Genomic DNA, 19,207 nt, shown 5'->3' with positions numbered 1-19,207 from the left:
CCTTATTTATAAAACGTCTACGAAACCATCTTTTACTTTTTTAAACCATACATACCCTAGATATAATACAATGATTCCAACTATTAGTTGTATTATATAAGTATGTAATTCTGGTACCTCTCCCCAAATGAGCACTTTTCGTATATCTTCTACAATATACGTTAGCGGATTGAAATAATAAACAACTCGTATGTTCTCTGGTATAGAAGAAAGGGGATAAAAAATAGGACTCATAAATAATATGAAAGATACTAGTACATTAGTTAAATTATTAATGTCTCTTACAAAAACACCAAGCGCAGATAAAAACCAAGCTAATCCTGCAGCCAATAAAATTACTGGAATCAATTGTAGAGGCAATAATAGTACTGTCCAATTTAGGTAACCATAAATCCCTCCTACAATAATTATAACAATATATCCAATAATAACATTAAAAAAAGCACTACCAACTAAAGACAAAGGTAATATTTCAAGAGGAAATACTACTTTTTTAACATAATTAACATTCTCTAATATTAAACTTGGAGCTCTGGCTACAACATCCGCAATCATGTTATAAGTATTTAAACCACAAAACAATATTAGAGCAAATTCTATAGTATTTGAATTGTCACTACTCCATTTAGCTTTAAATATTACTCCAAACACGAAAGTATACATAATTAACATTATAATTGGTATTATTAGAGACCATAGCATACCTAAAAATGATTCTTTATATCGTACTTCAATATCTCTTTTTAATATTTGCCATAATAAGTATTTATTATTTTTGATTACGCAAAATAAATTGAGCATTGGTCCTCCTTAAAGATAATTAACAATTATTTTTATACCACTTAATCGTCTTCTCTAGTCCATCTATAAATTCTGTTTTGGCAACAAAATTAAATTCTATTTCTGCTTTTTTAGTATCAAGACATCTTCTTGGCTGCCCATCTGGTTTATCTGTATTCCACTTAATTTCCCCTTTAAATCCAGTTAATTTTGCTATAAGATAAACTAAATCCTTAATAGATATCTCTTTACCTGAACCAATATTTATAGGATCACTTTTTTCATATTTTTCAGTAGCTAACACAATAGCTTCCGCACAATCTTCAACATATAAAAATTCCCTAGTCGCTTCACCAGTTCCCCATACTTCTATTGATTGTTGATTATTATTTATTGCATCAACACATTTCTTAATTAATGCAGGTATAACATGAGAACTACTTGGATCAAAATTATCTCTAGGACCATATAAGTTCACTGGTAATAAATAAATTGAGTTGTACCCATACTGTTCTCTATAAGCTTGGGATTGAACTAACATCATCTTTTTGGCTAGACCATATGGAGCGTTAGTCTCTTCAGGATACCCATTCCATATATCTTCTTCTTTAAATGGAACTGGAGTATATTTGGGATAAGCGCATATCGTACCCAGAGCAACAAACTTGTCTACACCATAGCGTCTACAGTATTCTATAAGTTGAGTCCCCATAATAATATTATCATAAAAGAATTTTCCAGGATTTTCTCTGTTAGCACCAATACCACCAACTACAGCAGCTAAATGAATCACTATATCTGGTTTTGTATCCTCTAATAATCTAATTATATTAGTTTTTTCTGTCAAGTCATATTCTTTACTTCTTGGAACAATAATTTCTTTACAATTCTTCTTTTTAAGTTCCTCTATAACATGAGATCCTAGGAATCCTGATCCTCCTGTTACAATGACTGTCTTATTATCATAAAATGCCATGCTCTTTCCTCCAATAATTTAGAATATCATTAAGACTTTCTTTAATGTTTGAGTACTTTCTTTCCCAACCTGTAGCTTTATTGAGTTTCTCATTTGACCCATACAATTTCATCATGTCATTTTTTCTATATTTATTACTGTCTATACTTATTTCAATAATACCTTTATAAGTAGATAAACTTATTAATTGCTTTAAAATCTCACTTATTTTTATTGGAATGCCACTACACACATTGTAAATTTCTCCACCCTTACCACATTTACTTAAACTGTAATAGGCTCTTACAACATCTCTTACATCAGTAAAATCTCTTTCTACATCTATATTCCCGACTGTAATAGTAGGAGCTTTCAGTCCCTTTTCAATTTCTATAATTTGCTTAGAAAAATCTGCCACGACAAACCTCGTGTCTTGACCGGGACCTATATGATTAAAAGCTCTTACCATAACATTATTAATATTAAATGAATTAAAATATAACTTACCTAATAACTCTTGGGTCATTTTAGATATTGCATATGGACTTCTCGGATTAGTATTATAATCTTCTTTTAATGGCATTCTATTAACTGGATAAATACCATATTCTTCTGATGAACCAATAAGAATAACCCTACATTGTAGTCCAGTAACCCTAACACTCTCCAGAATATTTAAAGATCCAATTATATTAGTATTAAGTGTATTCCCTATATTATCCCAAGATAGTTTAACAGAGCTTTGACCAGCTAAGTGAAAAATATAATCCGGTTTATGTAACCTAATTTTCTGCATTACATCTATCTCATCCAAGATATTTAAGTCTATCCAAGTGATATTGGGATCCTTTAAAACAACTGAGTTTTCTTTTAGCTTAGTTGCTACAATATGTAGCTCATTTTCCAATAGATGCTCCAATAAGTATTTTCCAACAAACCCAGAAGCTCCGGTAACTAATGCTTTCAACAGATTCACCTAGCCTTTTAGTTTATCCAAATCATTTTTAACCATCCGCTCTACCAAACTATCAAAACTAATCTCTCTATTCCAACCTAAAGTCGTTTCAGCTTTAGTTGGATCACCCAATAGAATATCAACTTCGGCTGGTCTAAAAAATTGCGGGTTGACTGAAACAATAATTTTTCCTGTTGACTTGTCAATACCAATCTCTTCCACGCCTTCTCCTTGCCATTCTACATTAATATTTACAAAACTAAAAGCTTTTTCAACAAATTCTCGAACTTTATGAGTTTCACCAGTTGCTACAACATAGTCATCTGGTTCTTCTTGTTGCAACATTAACCACATGGCTCTAACATAATCTTGAGCATGACCCCAATCTCTTTTTGACTCCATATTACCAAGTTCTAATTTATCTTGTAAACCTAGTTTAATTCTCGTAACTGCATCTGTTATTTTTCGTGTAACAAACTCCTTGCCACGTCTTTCAGATTCATGATTAAATAATATACCTGAACAAGCATACATATCGTAACTTTCTTTATAGTTTTTCGTAATCCAATGCCCATATAATTTTGCTACCCCATAAGGACTTCGTGGATAAAAAGGTGTCGTTTCTTTTTGCGGAATTTCTTGAACTAACCCATATAATTCACTTGTTGAAGCCTGATAAAACTTAGCTTCAGGCTTTATTGTTCTGATTGCTTCTAAAACATTAGTAACACCTAGTGCATCAATATGTGCTGTTGCAAGTGGTTGCTCCCAGCTTGTACCAACAAATGATTGCGCTGCTAAATTATATACTTCATCTGCTTCTGATGTTTTCATTGCATTCATTACTGAGATTGGATCAGTTACATCACCGTAAATAATATTTATTTTATCTTTAATATGTTCAACATTTCCAAACTCCAGTTTACTTTTTCTTCTCATTAAACCATGAACTTCATAACCCTTTTCTAAAAGTAGTTCAGCTAGATATGACCCATCTTGACCAGTTATTCCTGTTATTAATGCCTTCTTCATCTTACATTCCTCCTATAAATACTTTAACTCTTCATCTTCTTTTAATCTTGTTAATATTTTCTTCACATCTTGAGCATTATTCTTATCACAAATTAATATTGCATCTTCGCTATCTACTACAACAACATCATTTAACCCAATTGTTGCTATTAGTTTATCATTTGCTTCAATTATACAATTATTTGTATCTAAACTTACAACTTTTCCTTTAACAACATTACCATTAATATCTTTACTATGTATTCTGTTTAAGGCTGTCCAACTTCCAACATCATCCCAACCAAAAATCCCAGGTAAAACATAAATATTTTCAGCATGTTCCATTATTCCATAATCAATAGATATGCTTTCGAATTGATTATACTCTCTATCAAGAACCTCTTTATATTCATCTGTACCTAAGGAACCTTCAATTGTTAAAAGTCTTTTATAATGGTCGGGTAAGTACTTTTTAAAATTATTAAAAATAGTTCTTACATTCCAAATAAACATACCACTATTCCATAGATATGTACCTGTTTCAACGTAATAACATGCGGTTGAATAATCTGGTTTTTCAACAAACTTATTTACCTTATAAACATTATCTCCATAAAAATGTTTATAATTGTCATCAAAATTGATATATCCATACCCAGTCTCAGGCTGATTTGGAGTTATTCCTAAAGTTACCAAATTTTCACCTCGTTCAGCTACAGATACAGCTTTCTTTAAAGTATTTATAAACTCTGATCTATTTTTTATTAAATGATCTGATGGTAATACTACCATTGTAGCATTTTTATCCTTCTTTGCAATATGTAGTGCTGCTAAACCAATACAAGGTGCTGTATTTCTCCCTACAGGCTCTACAATAATATTTTCTTTAGGTATATATGGTAATTGTTCTTTGATTGTATCAACATAAAGATCTCCTGTAGAAATATATACATTCTCAGGTTCTACAAAACCCATTAATCTTGAAAAAGTTTCTTGTAACATTGTATTCTCATTTATTAAGTTTATAAATTGTTTAGGTCGTTCTATACGTGACTTAGGCCAAAATCTTTCTCCCTTTCCTCCAGCCATAATGACTACTGCTATCATAACTATTACCTCCTTTATAATTTAGATCTATCTATACTTGATATATATTTTTATCGACTTATGAAGAATTTTAGTATAAAATATTAATATGTTAAAATTCCCTTAAAAATTATATGCTTTTTTCACATTTTTCCTTAATAATAGTATCATACTTGCGAATAATTGTAAATAAATAGCCCCATTAGGTTACATATATTTTATTACAAAATTAATTTAAAAACTGCTATAATAATAATAAAGAAAATATATGGAGGTAGCCATGAAACAGAAGTATAAGAAAAAAGTTAGGATTAATTTAATTGAACTCTTACCAGTAGTTTTATTTATTTGTCTAACACCATTTATTGTGTATTTAAAGTCCTCTGATTTCGATATGTCAATCTATGATTGGTATTCTGACACGACATCCTTTGCAGATTTTTTTACTTACTATAAAAGCGTGTTTGTAATGTCTATAACATTTATAACTCTATTTATTTACCTATATAAATCTACAACTAGTAAATACCATAAAGTTGAAAAACGCCAATATTATGCACCTTTGCTAATTTATTTTGCATTTATGATTTTATCATGGGTATTTAGCCACTATACTCGTACAGCAACTTCTGGTTATATAGAACGCTTTGAGGGCGGGCTTATTCTTACATCGTATTTATTGATGTTTTTATACATCACTCAAGTTATTGAGTCTGAGCAGCAATTAAAATGGATTATGAAATACTTTATTATATCTATTATACTGATGAATATTATTGGTTTCTTGCAATACGTACATTTAGATTATTTTCGTGTAGAGGCTATTCAGAAGTTATTAGTACCAAGTCGATTTGAGAATGGTACATTTAAGTTTGCCTATGATGAGGGAAGGGTCTATATGACTTTATATCACTCTAACTATGTTGGTTTGTACTTATCCATGATTTTTCCTATATGCTTTACATTTTTTATGTGTGAAAAGAACTGGAAACGGAAACTACTTTGGGTTTCTCTAACTCTTCTTACGCTCATTAACTTACAAGGGAGTCAATCTAGAGGCGGAATTATAGGTATCGCTTTTGCATTGGCGCTTGGTGCGATTTTCTTACGTAAAAAGATCTTTAGATACTGGAAAGTGCTAATCCCTAGTTTCCTTGTTATCATTGCCCTTTTCATTGGTTTTGACGTAATGAATAACCGATTTTTTAGTCAAAGACTTATTGATACAATTAAGCAAGTTATTGATGAACCAATTGATTATGACTTAAACGAAATAATAACACATGGTAATGAATTACATATAAACTATAAGGATCAACCACTAGATATATATTACGAAGATCACTTAAAACCTACAGATACAATTAATTATAAAGATATTAATGGTAATGTACTTGAATTAGAATTTAATGCTAATAATAACATAACCTTTTCCACACCTGAATTCCAAGTTTATGAGTTTAATTATGTTTTATATCAAGATCAAACTCATATTCAATTTCTTTTAGATGATGGGTCAACATGGCTATTCACATTTACAGACGAGGGATTTAGATATGTTAATCCATATGGAAAACAAGTGGTTCTTGAAGATATATCACATATAGGTTTTGAAGGTAAAGAACGCACAGGTTCTGCTAGAGGTTACATATGGTCCAGATCCATTCCTCTTTTAAAAGATACTTTATTCATTGGTTATGGACCAGACTGCTATATTTATGAATTTCCACAAAATGATTATGTTGGTAAATACAACGCTTATCATACAGCCAATATGATCGTTGATAAACCACATAATATCTATCTTCAGATAGCTATTAATACTGGTATTATCAGTTTGCTAGCTATGATAGCCTTCTGGGGTATGTACATTTTTAGTAGCATTAAACTGTACTTCAAGAATGATCTAAATGATTATTTATCCATTTTAGGTCTAGCCTTATTCTTAAGCGTATGTGGTTATTTAGGTGCTGGTTTCTTTAATGATACCAATGTATCCATAAGCCCTATCTATTGGGGAATAATCGGTTTAGGTTTTGTCGTTAATCAACTTAATAAAGATAAATTGAAAGGTTAATAGGGGCTCTCCCTACTAACCTTTTTCTTTTGTTTTTGTTCTATTATGCTTCTAAACCTCTATTAGCATAATCAAGCACTACCTCTTGTAATGCTCCTTTGCCATATGTTAATCCTGCATAGACTTTCTGACTATTTATCATTATAGATTCAGAATCATTATCTACTTCTAACTCACAAGCTTCTATGAACCCTTTTTGGATAATCTTTAGTATTTTTTCTGCACCTTCAATAACTTTCTTATCCATGCTGATAGATGCCTGTACCAATAATTTATGTAAGTATAGATATAGACTTAATAAATCGTAGGATATCTCATAAGACATATCCAATGTATTCATTAAATAATTCAATATCTTTTGGGTGTGTCTAACTTTCTTTTTATAATTGGCTAGATCTTTCTTTTCTAGATAGTCTTTTAATTCATCAATAGCACTTACGAGAATTTCATAGGTAATAAGCAATAACTGCTCTTGGTTGGCCTGACTGATTCGCAAAGTCCACTCTTTGATCTGACTCATCTATGATCACCTACCCTCTCAATAATTGTAGTACTTGTTCTGGCAACTGATTTGCTTGTGCAATCATGGATACACCTGATTGAGAAATAACGTTAAGCTGTGTATAGTTAGCCATTTCAACTGCCATATCAACATCAACAATTCGGGATAGGGATGCTGTCATGTTTTCTGTAGCCGTTGATAGGTTATTGATGGTATATTCTAATCTATTTTGGTAGGCACCTAATTGGGCACGAACCAAAGAAACAGTGTTTATAGCCTCGTCAACTGCTTCTAATGCTTCATTTGCATTCTCTGCAGTCTGTACATTTAAAGTATCTATCCCTAATGCTTCTGGCGACATATTTGGAATACGTACTTCCATACTTTGCCCTTCATTTGCTCCAATCTGAATATCAAGTGGACCTGTTTCGAGAATATCAATTGCGACTGGGACACCTGTTGGTGTACTTACGCCATTATTCTCTACAACAAGTTTAAATCCATCAGGTCCTCTAAATTCAATAATATTACCTCTACAAATAGGTGTTGTTCCAGCTGGAAAACCAGAGTCTATAGTTACTGATACATCACTACCATTGGATGTACTTGTTGGGGTACTAAGTCCTAGCGCTGTTAATACTTGCGCTTCTCCTGTGATGGTAAATGGATCATTTCCATATTCATCATTTGTTAATAGGATGGTTGAACTATTGGCTAGAGGAGTTGTACTTGCAGTCACTGAAAAACCTGCTACATCTCCTGCTTGGTTAAGTTTATCCAATACATCTTCTGGCGTGTCACCTGTTTCTATCACAACATCAACACCATTAATATTCAAGGTACCTGCTGCACTAGCATCTACTACACCAGCTGTGAAAAGTCCTGTAATAGCCGCTCCTTGGATATCTGATTTTGTAGCAGCAACTACCTCAAAACTATAACTGCCAGGATCAACAGTATCAGACAATGTTACAACATCTGCGATATCCTTATCCTCTGAAAAAGTTACACGATCTAAATCACCATTTAACAGTTTCATTTCGTTAAACTCAACATCATTTGATACTCTTTCTATTTCTTCTGCCAATTGATCAATTTCTTTTTGTACTGCATCACGATCTTCTGGGGCTAATGTACCATTAGAAGCTTGTACGGCTAATTCTCTCATCCGTTGTAACATAGCTTCTACCTCATTTAATGCACCTTCCGCTGTCTGGATAAGGGATATACCATCATTAGAGTTCCTGTTAGCTTGTTCTAAGCCTCTTATCTGAGCATCAAGCTTATTGGATATAGCTAAACCTGCTGCATCATCTGCTGCACGATTAATCCGCTTACCTGAAGATAGTTTCTCTAAGGATTTTTCCAACGCTGAGTTGGTTTTATTGTATTGAAACAATGATTGTAGAGCAGGTATATTATGGTTAATCCTCATTTTTTCACCTCATTTTTTTCTCGTCACTCTATTATTCTTCTATTATTTTTATCGACCTTTTCTGATTTTTGATTAAGCTGTCCTTTATATTGATCAGCTCTTTCAATAAATTGCACTAATTGAACTGTTAGATCTTTTACTCCTTGTGGTAAATCCTTTTTAGCCATAGTTTCGGTTACCTCCTAAACAAGTACTTCAATATTAGAAGAGGTATTTAGTCTCACTGAATTTACTTCATCTGGATCTGTTAACTCTTCCTCTTTAAATTCTGATTGCTTTAATTTAAGGCCAGCTTTCTCAACAACCTCTTCAAGGTCACGTTCAAATACTTTCAATATTTCTTCCCCTTCTTCTTGATCAGTGGTTAGGGTTACATCAACTTCATCGTTATTAATTGTAAAGTGACCTTTAACTAATCCTAGATTGTTAGTCTTGATTGCTAAAGCTGCTGTAAAGTTATTATTTAATCCATTATTTATACCACTTTGACCATCATTTAGGACGTAAATATTAAGACTCGATATAGCACCATTGAAGACCATTGGAATTTGATAGACATCTTCTACTTCCTGTAATCGCTTCTGTAATTTACTCATTCTTTGTATTTCAGATACTTGATCCATCATGATAGCTTTTCGTTCCATATCGTTATATATTAATTGCTCCTTTAAGTCATTAGATAGGTCATTGATCTCATCCAGTAAATCTTGAGAGCTTTTCTCCTCTTGAAAAGCTTGTAGATTTCCTTCTAATGGTGATAGTATGGGAAAACCCATCTCTTGATTGAGCTCTTGTAGCGTATCCGCTAATTGATGGGGATTACGCAGCATTTTCTTTAATGTAGAGAAATTTTCAATGCTAGGTGTAATACTGGCTGTAATCAACCGTTGTATAGTACTATGATCAATCTTCTCTAAGTTTCTCAGATTAGTTTCCACATAAACTTGATTATCTTTAATTAATTCTAGAGATATTTCCTCCATTAATTGCTTAATTTCTTCTTCAGTTATATAGTGTTCAGTTAAGTTATTATTTGATACATCAAGTCCTTCTGACAGTAAATCATTTGCCCTTTCTTGATTAGCTTCAAAACTCATTAACGCTTCATCTAAGGCACTTCTTATGTTCTTATTATCTTGAATACGCTCTTCTACAACACCGAAGTTATTATCGATATTTATATCTATTTGTCCAGAACTACCTTTTGTCTTCTTTATATGTTTGGATGCCTCAAGAAGATTTTCAAGTGTTACATCAAGACCTTCTCGCATTAATAGACTGGCTGCTTGTCCTTGGTTCTCATCAATGGTATGTAGCATTCGATAAATAGCAATAACACCTTGTCGTTCTTCAGTACTCATCTCTTGCTCTTGATCCATCCTGGCTATAATTGCAGCAACTTTATCTTGTATATTGTCACCATAAGTATCATTAAAATTATCAATATAAGCATTGACTTCATCAACATGCATTGTCATCGGGTCTTGACCATCCTTTAGCAAACTGGCCGCAATAGTTGGATGTAGTCGATCAATTAACTTTTGAACTTTTGAATCTAACATCATAGCATTATTCATATTTTCTTGAGTAACATCAATCTCATTCTTAATCAGAGCCGCTGCTATACGAATTGTTTCCTCTGTTACTTCTATATTATTAAATTCTAATAGCTCAGGTATCTGATTTTGAATACGATGAAAACCATCTCCAAGACTTCTATCTACTCTAGTACCTAAGGCATCATATGATCTTTCAGCAGCTTTAGCTATTGCTTCCTGCATACCTTCTAGTGTAAAATCTACCTCTCTCTGTTGAACAGCATTGATACAAGTTTCCATACTGTTTTTTATAGCTTTTATAGCTGTGTATAGTTCTTGCATTTTACTAACGTTTTCTTCAGATATTTTTGCTGAAGCAACTTCTAACCCAGCTTTAAGACTTATTTGCTCCTGCTCTTTCATTAAATCAACTAATTCTTGTAGGGGCTTTGTATCGATTTTTATTCCCTGTCTATTCAAACGTTCTGCTACGTCATAGGTCATTTGTAATCGAATTTCATTAAGCTGGCGTTCATATTGAATTGTCTTTCCTGTCTCATCTGTTGCTAATGAAATGGTATCCCCTTCACTTTGACTTACCTTTATTAAATTCTGTAGATTAACAGGTTGATTCTGTTCTAATAGGGTACTGATATGTTCACGGTTTAAGCTTGGTAATTCCTGCAATACATTATTTAATTCTTCTTTAGTCATTGGTTGGGATTTTTCCAAATCGAATATATTCAAATCCATTGCTTTCTCGCCATCTTTAATCTTCGTAGCTGCTGCCTGAATAATAACATCTCTGTTTTTCTCAATATATTGTTGTATATCTTTTAGTTGTTCATATGCTTCAAAATTTTCTTTTGTAAGTGGTATTTCTTTGCTTAACATTTTTTTTGCTACATTAAGGGATTCTTGTTGATTCTCATTTATATCTATATCAATTTTATTTAGATAATCGACGATTTGTTGATCACTTAGGGCTGTTTCTATGTACCTTCTACTCTCAGGCGTATACATAGCCTTATAGATGTTATTAACAGTTGTAGAATTTTCACTTCTTAATAAAGTATATATATTTGATTCATTAACATTTTTAATGGTTTCTAATTGATCGAGAAATGCTGTCATCTCTTTAAGATTTTTCTCTGTTATAATTATATCTTCTGTCGCTAAACCTTTGGCTGCCTCTTTTAAACGTTCTTTATCTGAAAAGAATTCTTCATACTGTTTTACTTCACTTTCTATATATGCTTCTACATCCCCAGCAGATATATATTCTACACCACCATGATTTTTTATAAATTGGTGCATCATATCGACAGATAGTTTACGAATATCAAAACCATACATTTTCATTGCTTCGATATCCTCTCTAGATGTCGTTCTCAGAAGCTCATCCATGGCTTCATTAATCTTCTTAGTATAATTATGTATGGTTAACTGCCCATCATCCGATGTTTCCTCTTCATTTATGGTACTTACTTGTTGTTTCATTCTATCAAGACCTTTTGTAGCCTCCAAATCTCCCACAACTTCTTTATTGCTATAAATAAATTGCCAACCTGAATCCGTTTTATTTACGTCAAAGCTTATGGCTTCTCCCACTTCTTCTTTAATAGAGATATCAGTAGGTATCGTCATTTGCTGTCCATCGAAATCCACTTGGACTTGGTTAGTAGACTTACTTAATAGTGTCCCTGAGATACTCATACCGTCCTTCAGTAATGTTTCATTTGCTGTATATGTTGAATTGTTTTGTATTCTTTGGTTCAGTGATATCGTTAACATGAACTCACCTTCTTACTTATAATTTAACTCTGATACACAATATCATTACATCTATTTATTATGTCGTCATAATATTAGCTATGTATTAGAAAAAGCGAAGGTAGCCCTTCGCTTTTTTGCAAATAATCTTCATAAAAAGTGGATGTATTTGTATGTAATTAAATTAAGCTTAAGTGACTGAAACCTCCGTTGGCTTCGTAGTGTAAAACAATTTTCCCTTGCACCTCAAGTTGTACAGCTACACTTATTGCCTTTTTTTCATCTATACCAAGTTTACGCGCTATATCTTTATGAGTAAATTGGATATGTTTATAATTGGTCCTTGCATACTCTTCATCTATAAGCTTAGATAATGAATCCATAATATTCTCCATGTAACCACCCCTTTACAAACATCCACTACTATATTATAACATATATAGCACATTGTATACAATAATATAAAACTTAGTGTCTCTATCTATTAGCGACAATGATATTTTCAGAATTATACCCCTGTTTATAAGCCATATCATTCACTAAGAATTATACATCTGTATTATCACTAATTACAACCCACTAAAACATTGTATCATATTGTATTGTTTAGCTATTTATAGTAAAATACTATATGTTACTCTTAAATTGTAATGTACTGTTATAATTTAAGCATATAGCATTCAATAGACATGGAGGGGTACAAATGAAAAAATTATTAAGTTGGGTTCTAATACTAGTAATTCTTACTGGACACATCTCAACTGTAAATGCTTCTACCGACTCATTAAGTGACATTAATGATCACTGGGCTGAGGATACCATTAAAACTTGGTATTCTTTGAATGTGGTTACTGGTGATCCACATAGTTTATTTTATCCAGATGAACCTATTACTCGTGCTGAATTCATAGCTATCATTAATAATCTATTGGGTTATACAGATGTTAGTTCACAACAATTTAATGATGTTAATCCAACCACTTGGTATGCTGAAGAAATGTTAAAAGCTAGAAGTGCAGGATATCTCACTGGCTATGATGGTAACTTAGCAAAGCCTGAAAATCCAATAACTAGACAGGATGCATGTGTTATTTTGCATAATGCCTTTAAATTAGATGATAGTTTTACAGAACTTTTATCTTTTTCTGATCAAGAAAAAATTAGTTACATATGCACTTAATTCTGTTAGTACTTTAGTTAATGCTGAGGGTATAAATGGCTATCCTGATAATACTTTTAGACCTAAAAGTCCAATTACTAAAGCAGAAACATTAACTATTGTTGATAATCTTATTGGTACTTATATTAATGAACCAGGAGAATATATTCTATCAGATAATAATCAAGGTGTTGTTATTATAAATAACGAAAATGTTACCTTAATGGATTCTAATACTTCCAATAATGTCTTCATAACACAATCTGTGGGTGAAGGCGATGTTGAATTAAATAACAGCACGATAGAAGGTTCGGTATTTGTGGAAGGTGGGGGTATAAACAGTATTAAATTTATAGACTGTAATATTTCCTCTGTAATTACTGGTAAAAAGAACAGTACAGTTAGAATAGTAGCTGATGGTAATACTAATATTAAAGATACTAATATTACTTCAAGCACTATACTCGATAACAAATCTATAGATGGATTCGAATATATTTCTATTGATATACAAGTAAATAATAGTGAAGAAATTGAGCTTATTGGTAGCTTTAGTAATGTTTTAGTTCACTCACCAGCTAACATTAAACTAGGAGACAAGACAAGTGTTAGTAATATGACTGTAGTAAGTGATGAAAACACTCTCATTCATATGAATGAGTCCGCTCTAATTGCTTCTCTACAATTAGATGGTCAGGCCAAAATAACTGGTTCAGGTAAGATCAAAGGTGCTGTTATTAATGCAGAAAATGTTGTCATTGAAGCGGATATTAATCATGTAACCGTATCAAAAGATGTTACTACTGTACCTCTAATTAACGGTGAATCCTATAAAGAAGAATTAGTAGAAAAGAATAGTAGCGCACCTAGTGGTAATGGTGGGGGTAGTAATAATAATGACAGTAATGATAGCACTAATGACTATGATAAAGAAGAGTTCTATTCCAATGACTATTTTACATTATACAGTAGTCTCCCGCTAAAGGATGATAAACTTCCTGTTGATAGTACGATTATAGTAGAGGTTAAGGATGGATACGGAATTCTAATAAAAAATATGGATTTACCATTAGAAGTTTTTGAACCAAACTATGACTACTATATTGGTACTGATAGTGAAATTAATTTTTTGGACTATTATACTGATTATGTATATTCTTTTTACATCCAACCAAAAAACAATGCTACTGACTCAACTGGCTTAAAGTATAATACAGAATATACAATACGCTTCTATTCCATGATCATTGTTGATAATTACAGTAATGAATATATTAGCTTCGCTGACGCTATAACAATTTTTACAGAAAATTGTACTGAAACCCAGGACCCACTCGCACTTGGTCCAATATCAGACATTAAAATCTTCTTTAATGATGATCCTCATTTGATTACAGATAATTTTAACTCTCTTTTATTAAATAGTTTTATATATAGTCCACAAAATAATGATATTAATTTTTATACAACATCATCAAATCCTGATGTTGTACAAAGTACTATAGATAATTATTGGGATTACTGGTCATTTTTAGACCTTGTTAGTTATGATATAGGTTATTCAACTATACAAATAACAGCAGAAAGCAGTGTAGGATCTTATACTGATGAATTTGTCATCACACCTCTCAACCCTCCTGTTCATTTTGAGTACATCTATAAATTGGAAGGTCCAGATTATATAGAATTGACATTAGATGAAGATTATGTAACCTCAATTCAAAATCTTGAACAATCAATATCACTACATGAATGGCATACTTATGAAGAAGATTTTATAATTGAAGAGATAGATACACATACTTATGCTATATATCTACTTGATAATAATGGTATAAAGATGGATTTTGATAAACGAGAAGATTATGAGATTAAATTTTCAGTCTTATATAGTGGAAAAAAGTCAAATGAGATTCTTAATCCTCTTATCAAATTTAAGTTTGATCCTAGAGATTATATACCTAATTCTCCTATAACCGTTAAACAAGAGCTTCCTGTCTCAACCTCCTGTCAAAATGTAACACTTAATCTTAATGACTATTTTGCAGATGAGGATGGTGATAGAATATACTACTCTATAGATACTGACAGCGATATATTAAATATTATTACTGTGGAAAATGATATTTATACTATTGAGTTAAAAGCAAATGTCGTCACAAGTAGCACTGCTACTGTTACAATTGAAGCAAATAATCGTTATCAACAAAAAGCAACTAGTTATTCTTTTATTATAACCGTGACTGATGAAAGTACTTTTGCTATAATCCCCTCACTAGGCGTTGATTTGTTAATAGATCAAAATTACTGCGATTATTGGGTAAATGCGATAAATACTTATGAAATCGATATATATCTTAATGATAAAATAAACGTTGCTCCAGATGATTTTACCTTGTGGTATGATATTAATGACGATCTTTCTATCCTTAAAGAACTTAATATCAACACTAACTATACCTACGAAAATGACCATACTATTGTAGAGATAGAACTTAATGATGATTTACTAGATTATAGAGGTAAATATGCTGGTCATGATGTCTATGTACAAATAGGTAAAGAAACCTCTTCTGGTATTGTGATTGAATCAGAAAATGAATACGGTGAAAAACTTAGATCCTATACAGGTACTGAGTTACTAGTTAAAGACTTTATCCTACCTAAATTTGATGATGATGCAACTGAAGATTATATTATAGATATAGATGATGAAGGTAATGAAGTTCAACAAAAAGACGAAGTCGTTATTACAACAACTGGTACTACAGTAGAATATGTGCTTGTCTTCACTGAAGCAGTTGCTTTAAGTGATAACATCTTAGGGCAGACTGATTTTAGAGTTGAGTTTGATAATGAGTATTTAAAACCTGGTGTCGATTACACTATATCGATTGTTGAAGGTAATGTTGTAATCGGAATAATTATTCCGGATAATGCAGAACTAGATGATTATGAAGGTCGATATTACATCGAACTATCAGAAGCTCAATACTTAACAGATACGACTGGTCATAACTATGTTGAGGATTTTGAATTCGATTTTGATATTGAAATACAAGATTAAAAGACTAATAAAAAAATCGACCTAGGTCGATTTTTATTTTTTATAAATATACTCCAATTGAGGGAACCAAATCTCAATTTCTCTTTTGACGCTATCTTTACAATCGGATGCATGAACGATATTACGAGTTGTGGAATTGGAGAAATCACCACGTATTGTTCCTGGTAATGCTTCTTTAGGGTCTTTATTACCATGAATTCTTCTCACTAGCTCAATAGCATTTTCTCCTTCAACTACCATGACAAAAATAACACCTTCAAGGAAATAATTTACGAGATCTTCATAGAAAGGTTTGCCTTTATGTTCAATATAATGCTCTTCTATGGTTTCTCTTTCAGCCATCATTAACTTACCAGCAATAATATGAAATCCTTTTTGCTCATAACGGGTTATAACTTGTCCTATTAATCCCCTCTTAACACCATCCGGTTTGATAATGACTAGTGTTTGTTCTATCGCCATAGAAATACCTCCTTCAAAAACTGTAACTATATAACTCAACAAGAATGGCTTTTATTTTTCTATTATAACAGATTTTGAAGGCTATTATGTAGTATTGTATATGATTATTTTATAAACCAGCAACTATTTTGGATTTCTGTTTATCAGTTGTATCCATATAGTACTCATAATAAGGCTCACTTTTGAAATCCATTTTATTGAGTACAGCTCCTAATATTCGAACTTGAGCCATACTTAAACTGTTGACAGCTTTCTTAGCTACGTGCTTATTGGATTTTTTAGAAGATAGTACTAGTAATACCCCATCTGCATTTTTAGCTGCTAAAACTGAATCTGTGGCAGCTAATACTGGCGGTGTATCAATAATGATATAATTATAGCATTTCTTAAAAGTCACTAGTAATTCTTTAAAATGGTCTGAATGAAGTATTTCAGATGGGTTAGGAGGGATAACACCAGAGGTAATGACATCAAAACCTTCAATCTCCACATCTTTATGAATCACTTCGTGTATATCATCATTATTCACAATAATATTCGTTAACCCTTTATGATTACTTAAATTGAGACGTTTATTTATACTTGGCTTTCTTAAATCACAATCAAGCAAAAGGACCGAGAAATTGTCTGCGACCAAAGTTTTTGCTAAATTAATAGCTGTTGTAGATTTTCCATCGCTTTTTTCTGGACTTGTAACAACTATTACCTTTACTTCTTCAGAGGATGAGAAATAGATATTGGTTCTTAACATGCGATACTGTTCTCTAATCAATGCTTCACTTAAGTACTTTTTCATAATATTCCTCACTTTATTTACTTTTATTTACAATTATATTAATATTATACATTATAGATGGATACATTTCAATAGTTGTCCACCTAAACTTACTATTTATAAAACATTGTAATAATTAGTAATATATTACCTAAAAAAAGTGATGGAATTGTGATGTTTTCTTTTTAAAATAGAAAAAAACAGCAAATAAATTTGCTGTTTTTAATATTAATTCTATGCTTCTTCTCCATAATAATTGTAGTAACTGTAATACTTATAGCCTGTATTGGACTTATCTACCTTCGTTAATACAGTTCCGATTATTTTTGCACCAACATTATCAAGTAATTCTTTAGCTCTCTTTGCTGCATGAATATTGGATTGAGCGGAGGCTAGTGTTAAAATGACGCCATCTGCTTCCGGTCCAATAACTGCAGCATCTGTAACTTGTCCCACTGGCGGTGCATCAATCAATATGTAGTCATACTCCTCTTTTAACTTTTTAAGAAACTGGAGCATTTTTTGTGACCCTAGCAGTTCAGCTGGATTTGGAGGTAAGGGTCCTGAAGTAACGATATGTATATTAGAATCTCCTTGAAAGATCTTTCTTATATTTTCGAATGGTAACCCATCCACCAGCATATTGGTAATACCTTGTTCATTATCTACTTTAAAGTACTTATGAACACGCGGCTTTCTGAGATCACAATCTAGAATTAAAACTTTATGCCCATCCTTTGCTATTGTTAAGGCTAAGTTTCCTCCTGTCGTTGTTTTTCCTTCGCCTTTATCAGGACTAGTTACAACAATTGTCTGTATCCGCTTATCGGTATGACAGTAATAGAGATTTGTTCTTAACATACGATATGCTTCTGTAATAGGTGATTTAGGGTTGTTGTAAGCAATTAAGTTCTTTGAAACCATTATCGTCGTTCCTCCCCTTCGAATGTCGGTATAGTACCTAAAACATTTAAACCAAGTACTTTTTCTACATCTTCTGGTGTCTTAATCGTATTATCTAAGAATTCAATCAAGAATATAATGAATACACCTAGCATAATACCCAAAATTGCACTGATGGCTATATTCATTAACTTATTAGGCTTTACAGGAAACATGGGTACTTCTGCTTCATCTATAACTTGTATATTATCAACCTTAACGATATCTTTTGCTTTTTGTATTAACACTTCGGCTAACTTATTAACAATATCCGTCACTAACTCTGGATCGGGATCTTCATAGGTAATCTTAAAAATCCTTGTATCTGGTATACTTGTAACCTGGACTTTATCTTGAAATCCACTGACGCTGTCGTCTAAATCAAGCTCACGTATAACTTCCTTAGCTACAGTTCTTGACTTAGCAATTTCACGATAGTCACCTACCAGCTTTGAGTTAATATTTAGCATCTCTGAACTAAGTCCAAGAATTTCTTCTGATAGACCAGATCCCTCCGTTCCTACAAATAGCGTTGTATGCACAGAGTATACTGGTTCTAATACAAAAAAAGTAATAAGTCCTGTTGCCGTTACTGCTAACACAGTGGTGATGAGTATAATCCACCATCTTTTCAAGATAGCATGAAAAATTTCCTTCAAGTCAATTTCATTGTACTCTTGATCCATTGTA

At 32.1% G+C, this 19,207-nt stretch carries 17 protein-coding genes; 3 read left to right on the top strand and 14 right to left on the bottom strand.

Going from position 1 to position 19,207, the window contains the following annotated elements; all coding sequences use genetic code 11:
• Positions 1 to 6: 6 nt before the first annotated feature.
• The 5 genes from C1Y58_RS22355 to C1Y58_RS22335 are packed head-to-tail and all read right to left on the bottom strand — an operon-like array spanning position 7 to position 4,808.
• Positions 7 to 801, bottom strand: a complete 795-nt coding sequence (locus C1Y58_RS22355; RefSeq protein WP_105619005.1) for an ABC transporter permease — start codon at positions 799 to 801, stop codon at positions 7 to 9.
• A gap of 19 nt (positions 802 to 820) precedes the next feature.
• Positions 821 to 1,756: a GDP-L-fucose synthase family protein gene (locus C1Y58_RS22350; RefSeq protein WP_105619003.1), complete on the bottom strand. Its 936-nt coding sequence runs from the start codon at positions 1,754 to 1,756 to the stop codon at positions 821 to 823.
• Positions 1,743 to 2,702 (bottom strand): GDP-mannose 4,6-dehydratase, encoded by a 960-nt coding sequence (locus C1Y58_RS22345; RefSeq protein ID WP_157950240.1) that lies wholly within the window; start codon positions 2,700 to 2,702, stop codon positions 1,743 to 1,745. The genes C1Y58_RS22350 and C1Y58_RS22345 overlap by 14 nt, the downstream gene beginning before the upstream one ends.
• Before the next feature lie 9 nt (positions 2,703 to 2,711).
• Positions 2,712 to 3,722 carry a GDP-mannose 4,6-dehydratase gene (gene gmd / locus C1Y58_RS22340; protein WP_105618999.1) on the bottom strand — a complete coding sequence of 337 codons (1,011 nt, stop codon included), beginning with the start codon at positions 3,720 to 3,722 and terminating at the stop codon, positions 2,712 to 2,714.
• Between the two features lie 12 nt (positions 3,723 to 3,734).
• Positions 3,735 to 4,808 carry a mannose-1-phosphate guanylyltransferase gene (locus C1Y58_RS22335; RefSeq protein ID WP_105618997.1) on the bottom strand — a complete coding sequence of 358 codons (1,074 nt, stop codon included), beginning with the start codon at positions 4,806 to 4,808 and terminating at the stop codon, positions 3,735 to 3,737.
• Positions 4,809 to 5,067: 259 nt separating this feature from the next.
• Here C1Y58_RS22335 and C1Y58_RS22330 point away from each other — a divergent pair, with 259 nt between their 5' ends.
• Positions 5,068 to 6,864 (top strand): O-antigen ligase family protein, encoded by a 1,797-nt coding sequence (locus C1Y58_RS22330; RefSeq protein WP_157950239.1) that lies wholly within the window; start codon positions 5,068 to 5,070, stop codon positions 6,862 to 6,864.
• Between the two features lie 43 nt (positions 6,865 to 6,907).
• Here C1Y58_RS22330 and C1Y58_RS22325 read toward each other — a convergent pair whose 3' ends face one another.
• From C1Y58_RS22325 to C1Y58_RS22310, 5 genes are all read right to left on the bottom strand, one after another.
• The gene (locus C1Y58_RS22325) at positions 6,908 to 7,384 is read right to left on the bottom strand and encodes a flagellar protein FliS (RefSeq protein ID WP_105618993.1); all 477 of its coding nucleotides are present in this window, start codon (positions 7,382 to 7,384) and stop codon (positions 6,908 to 6,910) included.
• Positions 7,385 to 7,394: 10 nt separating this feature from the next.
• A complete protein-coding gene (locus C1Y58_RS27110) occupies positions 7,395 to 8,801 on the bottom strand; it encodes a flagellin N-terminal helical domain-containing protein (protein WP_105618991.1) in 1,407 nt (468 codons plus the stop codon).
• A gap of 23 nt (positions 8,802 to 8,824) precedes the next feature.
• Positions 8,825 to 8,968 carry a hypothetical protein gene (locus tag C1Y58_RS26565; RefSeq protein WP_157950238.1) on the bottom strand — a complete coding sequence of 48 codons (144 nt, stop codon included), beginning with the start codon at positions 8,966 to 8,968 and terminating at the stop codon, positions 8,825 to 8,827.
• A 15-nt stretch (positions 8,969 to 8,983) separates the two neighbouring features.
• Positions 8,984 to 12,133, bottom strand: coding sequence for a DUF6240 domain-containing protein (locus tag C1Y58_RS22315; protein WP_105618989.1), 3,150 nt, complete (start codon positions 12,131 to 12,133; stop codon positions 8,984 to 8,986).
• A 158-nt stretch (positions 12,134 to 12,291) separates the two neighbouring features.
• Positions 12,292 to 12,507: a hypothetical protein gene (locus C1Y58_RS22310; protein ID WP_105618987.1), complete on the bottom strand. Its 216-nt coding sequence runs from the start codon at positions 12,505 to 12,507 to the stop codon at positions 12,292 to 12,294.
• Positions 12,508 to 12,815: 308 nt separating this feature from the next.
• Here C1Y58_RS22310 and C1Y58_RS22305 point away from each other — a divergent pair, with 308 nt between their 5' ends.
• Together C1Y58_RS22305 and C1Y58_RS22300 are read left to right on the top strand one after the other, a co-directional pair.
• Positions 12,816 to 13,292 carry an S-layer homology domain-containing protein gene (locus C1Y58_RS22305; RefSeq protein WP_105618985.1) on the top strand — a complete coding sequence of 159 codons (477 nt, stop codon included), beginning with the start codon at positions 12,816 to 12,818 and terminating at the stop codon, positions 13,290 to 13,292.
• A complete protein-coding gene (locus C1Y58_RS22300; protein ID WP_105618983.1) occupies positions 13,228 to 16,338 on the top strand; it encodes an S-layer homology domain-containing protein in 3,111 nt (1,036 codons plus the stop codon). Before C1Y58_RS22305 ends, C1Y58_RS22300 begins: the two co-directional genes overlap by 65 nt.
• Positions 16,339 to 16,371: 33 nt before the next feature.
• On the opposite strand, the gene ndk is transcribed toward C1Y58_RS22300, so the two are convergent.
• The 4 genes from ndk to C1Y58_RS26790 form a co-directional block, all read right to left on the bottom strand.
• Positions 16,372 to 16,800: a nucleoside-diphosphate kinase gene (gene ndk / locus C1Y58_RS22295; RefSeq protein WP_330404497.1), complete on the bottom strand. Its 429-nt coding sequence runs from the start codon at positions 16,798 to 16,800 to the stop codon at positions 16,372 to 16,374.
• Positions 16,801 to 16,909: 109 nt separating this feature from the next.
• Positions 16,910 to 17,596, bottom strand: a complete 687-nt coding sequence (locus C1Y58_RS22290) for a CpsD/CapB family tyrosine-protein kinase (RefSeq protein WP_105618981.1) — start codon at positions 17,594 to 17,596, stop codon at positions 16,910 to 16,912.
• 213 nt (positions 17,597 to 17,809) lie between these two features.
• Positions 17,810 to 18,499, bottom strand: coding sequence for a CpsD/CapB family tyrosine-protein kinase (locus tag C1Y58_RS26795; protein WP_207655804.1), 690 nt, complete (start codon positions 18,497 to 18,499; stop codon positions 17,810 to 17,812).
• Positions 18,499 to 19,203: a YveK family protein gene (locus C1Y58_RS26790; protein ID WP_207655803.1), complete on the bottom strand. Its 705-nt coding sequence runs from the start codon at positions 19,201 to 19,203 to the stop codon at positions 18,499 to 18,501. Before C1Y58_RS26790 ends, C1Y58_RS26795 begins: the two co-directional genes overlap by 1 nt.
• Between the last annotated feature and the right edge of the window lie 4 nt (positions 19,204 to 19,207).

Origin of the sequence: Vallitalea okinawensis (assembly GCF_002964605.1) — a bacterium.
In the GTDB taxonomy this organism is placed as follows: domain Bacteria; phylum Bacillota; class Clostridia; order Lachnospirales; family PQDH01; genus Vallitalea_A; species Vallitalea_A okinawensis.
The sequence above is the reverse complement of the archived record's forward strand: the minus strand, read 5'-3'. Positions and strand labels throughout refer to the sequence as shown.

Excerpts from the sequence above, each read along its gene's own strand:
- C1Y58_RS22330 (WP_157950239.1), top strand. The coding sequence starts at position 5,068 with ATGAAACAGAAGTATAAGAAAAAAGTTAGGATTAATTTAATTGAACTC.
- C1Y58_RS22315 (WP_105618989.1), bottom strand. The coding sequence starts at position 12,133 with ATGTTAACGATATCACTGAACCAAAGAATACAAAACAATTCAACATAT.
- C1Y58_RS22335 (WP_105618997.1), bottom strand. The coding sequence starts at position 4,808 with ATGATAGCAGTAGTCATTATGGCTGGAGGAAAGGGAGAAAGATTTTGG.
- C1Y58_RS22290 (WP_105618981.1), bottom strand. The coding sequence starts at position 17,596 with ATGAAAAAGTACTTAAGTGAAGCATTGATTAGAGAACAGTATCGCATG.
- C1Y58_RS26565 (WP_157950238.1), bottom strand. The coding sequence starts at position 8,968 with ATGGCTAAAAAGGATTTACCACAAGGAGTAAAAGATCTAACAGTTCAA.
- C1Y58_RS26795 (WP_207655804.1), bottom strand. The coding sequence starts at position 18,499 with ATGGTTTCAAAGAACTTAATTGCTTACAACAACCCTAAATCACCTATT.
- ndk (WP_330404497.1), bottom strand. The coding sequence starts at position 16,800 with ATGGCGATAGAACAAACACTAGTCATTATCAAACCGGATGGTGTTAAG.
- C1Y58_RS22350 (WP_105619003.1), bottom strand. The coding sequence starts at position 1,756 with ATGGCATTTTATGATAATAAGACAGTCATTGTAACAGGAGGATCAGGA.
- gmd (WP_105618999.1), bottom strand. The coding sequence starts at position 3,722 with ATGAAGAAGGCATTAATAACAGGAATAACTGGTCAAGATGGGTCATAT.
- C1Y58_RS22325 (WP_105618993.1), bottom strand. The coding sequence starts at position 7,384 with ATGAGTCAGATCAAAGAGTGGACTTTGCGAATCAGTCAGGCCAACCAA.
- C1Y58_RS27110 (WP_105618991.1), bottom strand. The coding sequence starts at position 8,801 with ATGAGGATTAACCATAATATACCTGCTCTACAATCATTGTTTCAATAC.
- C1Y58_RS22300 (WP_105618983.1), top strand. The coding sequence starts at position 13,228 with ATGATAGTTTTACAGAACTTTTATCTTTTTCTGATCAAGAAAAAATTA.
- C1Y58_RS26790 (WP_207655803.1), bottom strand. The coding sequence starts at position 19,203 with ATGGATCAAGAGTACAATGAAATTGACTTGAAGGAAATTTTTCATGCT.
- C1Y58_RS22355 (WP_105619005.1), bottom strand. The coding sequence starts at position 801 with ATGCTCAATTTATTTTGCGTAATCAAAAATAATAAATACTTATTATGG.
- C1Y58_RS22310 (WP_105618987.1), bottom strand. The coding sequence starts at position 12,507 with ATGGAGAATATTATGGATTCATTATCTAAGCTTATAGATGAAGAGTAT.
- C1Y58_RS22305 (WP_105618985.1), top strand. The coding sequence starts at position 12,816 with ATGAAAAAATTATTAAGTTGGGTTCTAATACTAGTAATTCTTACTGGA.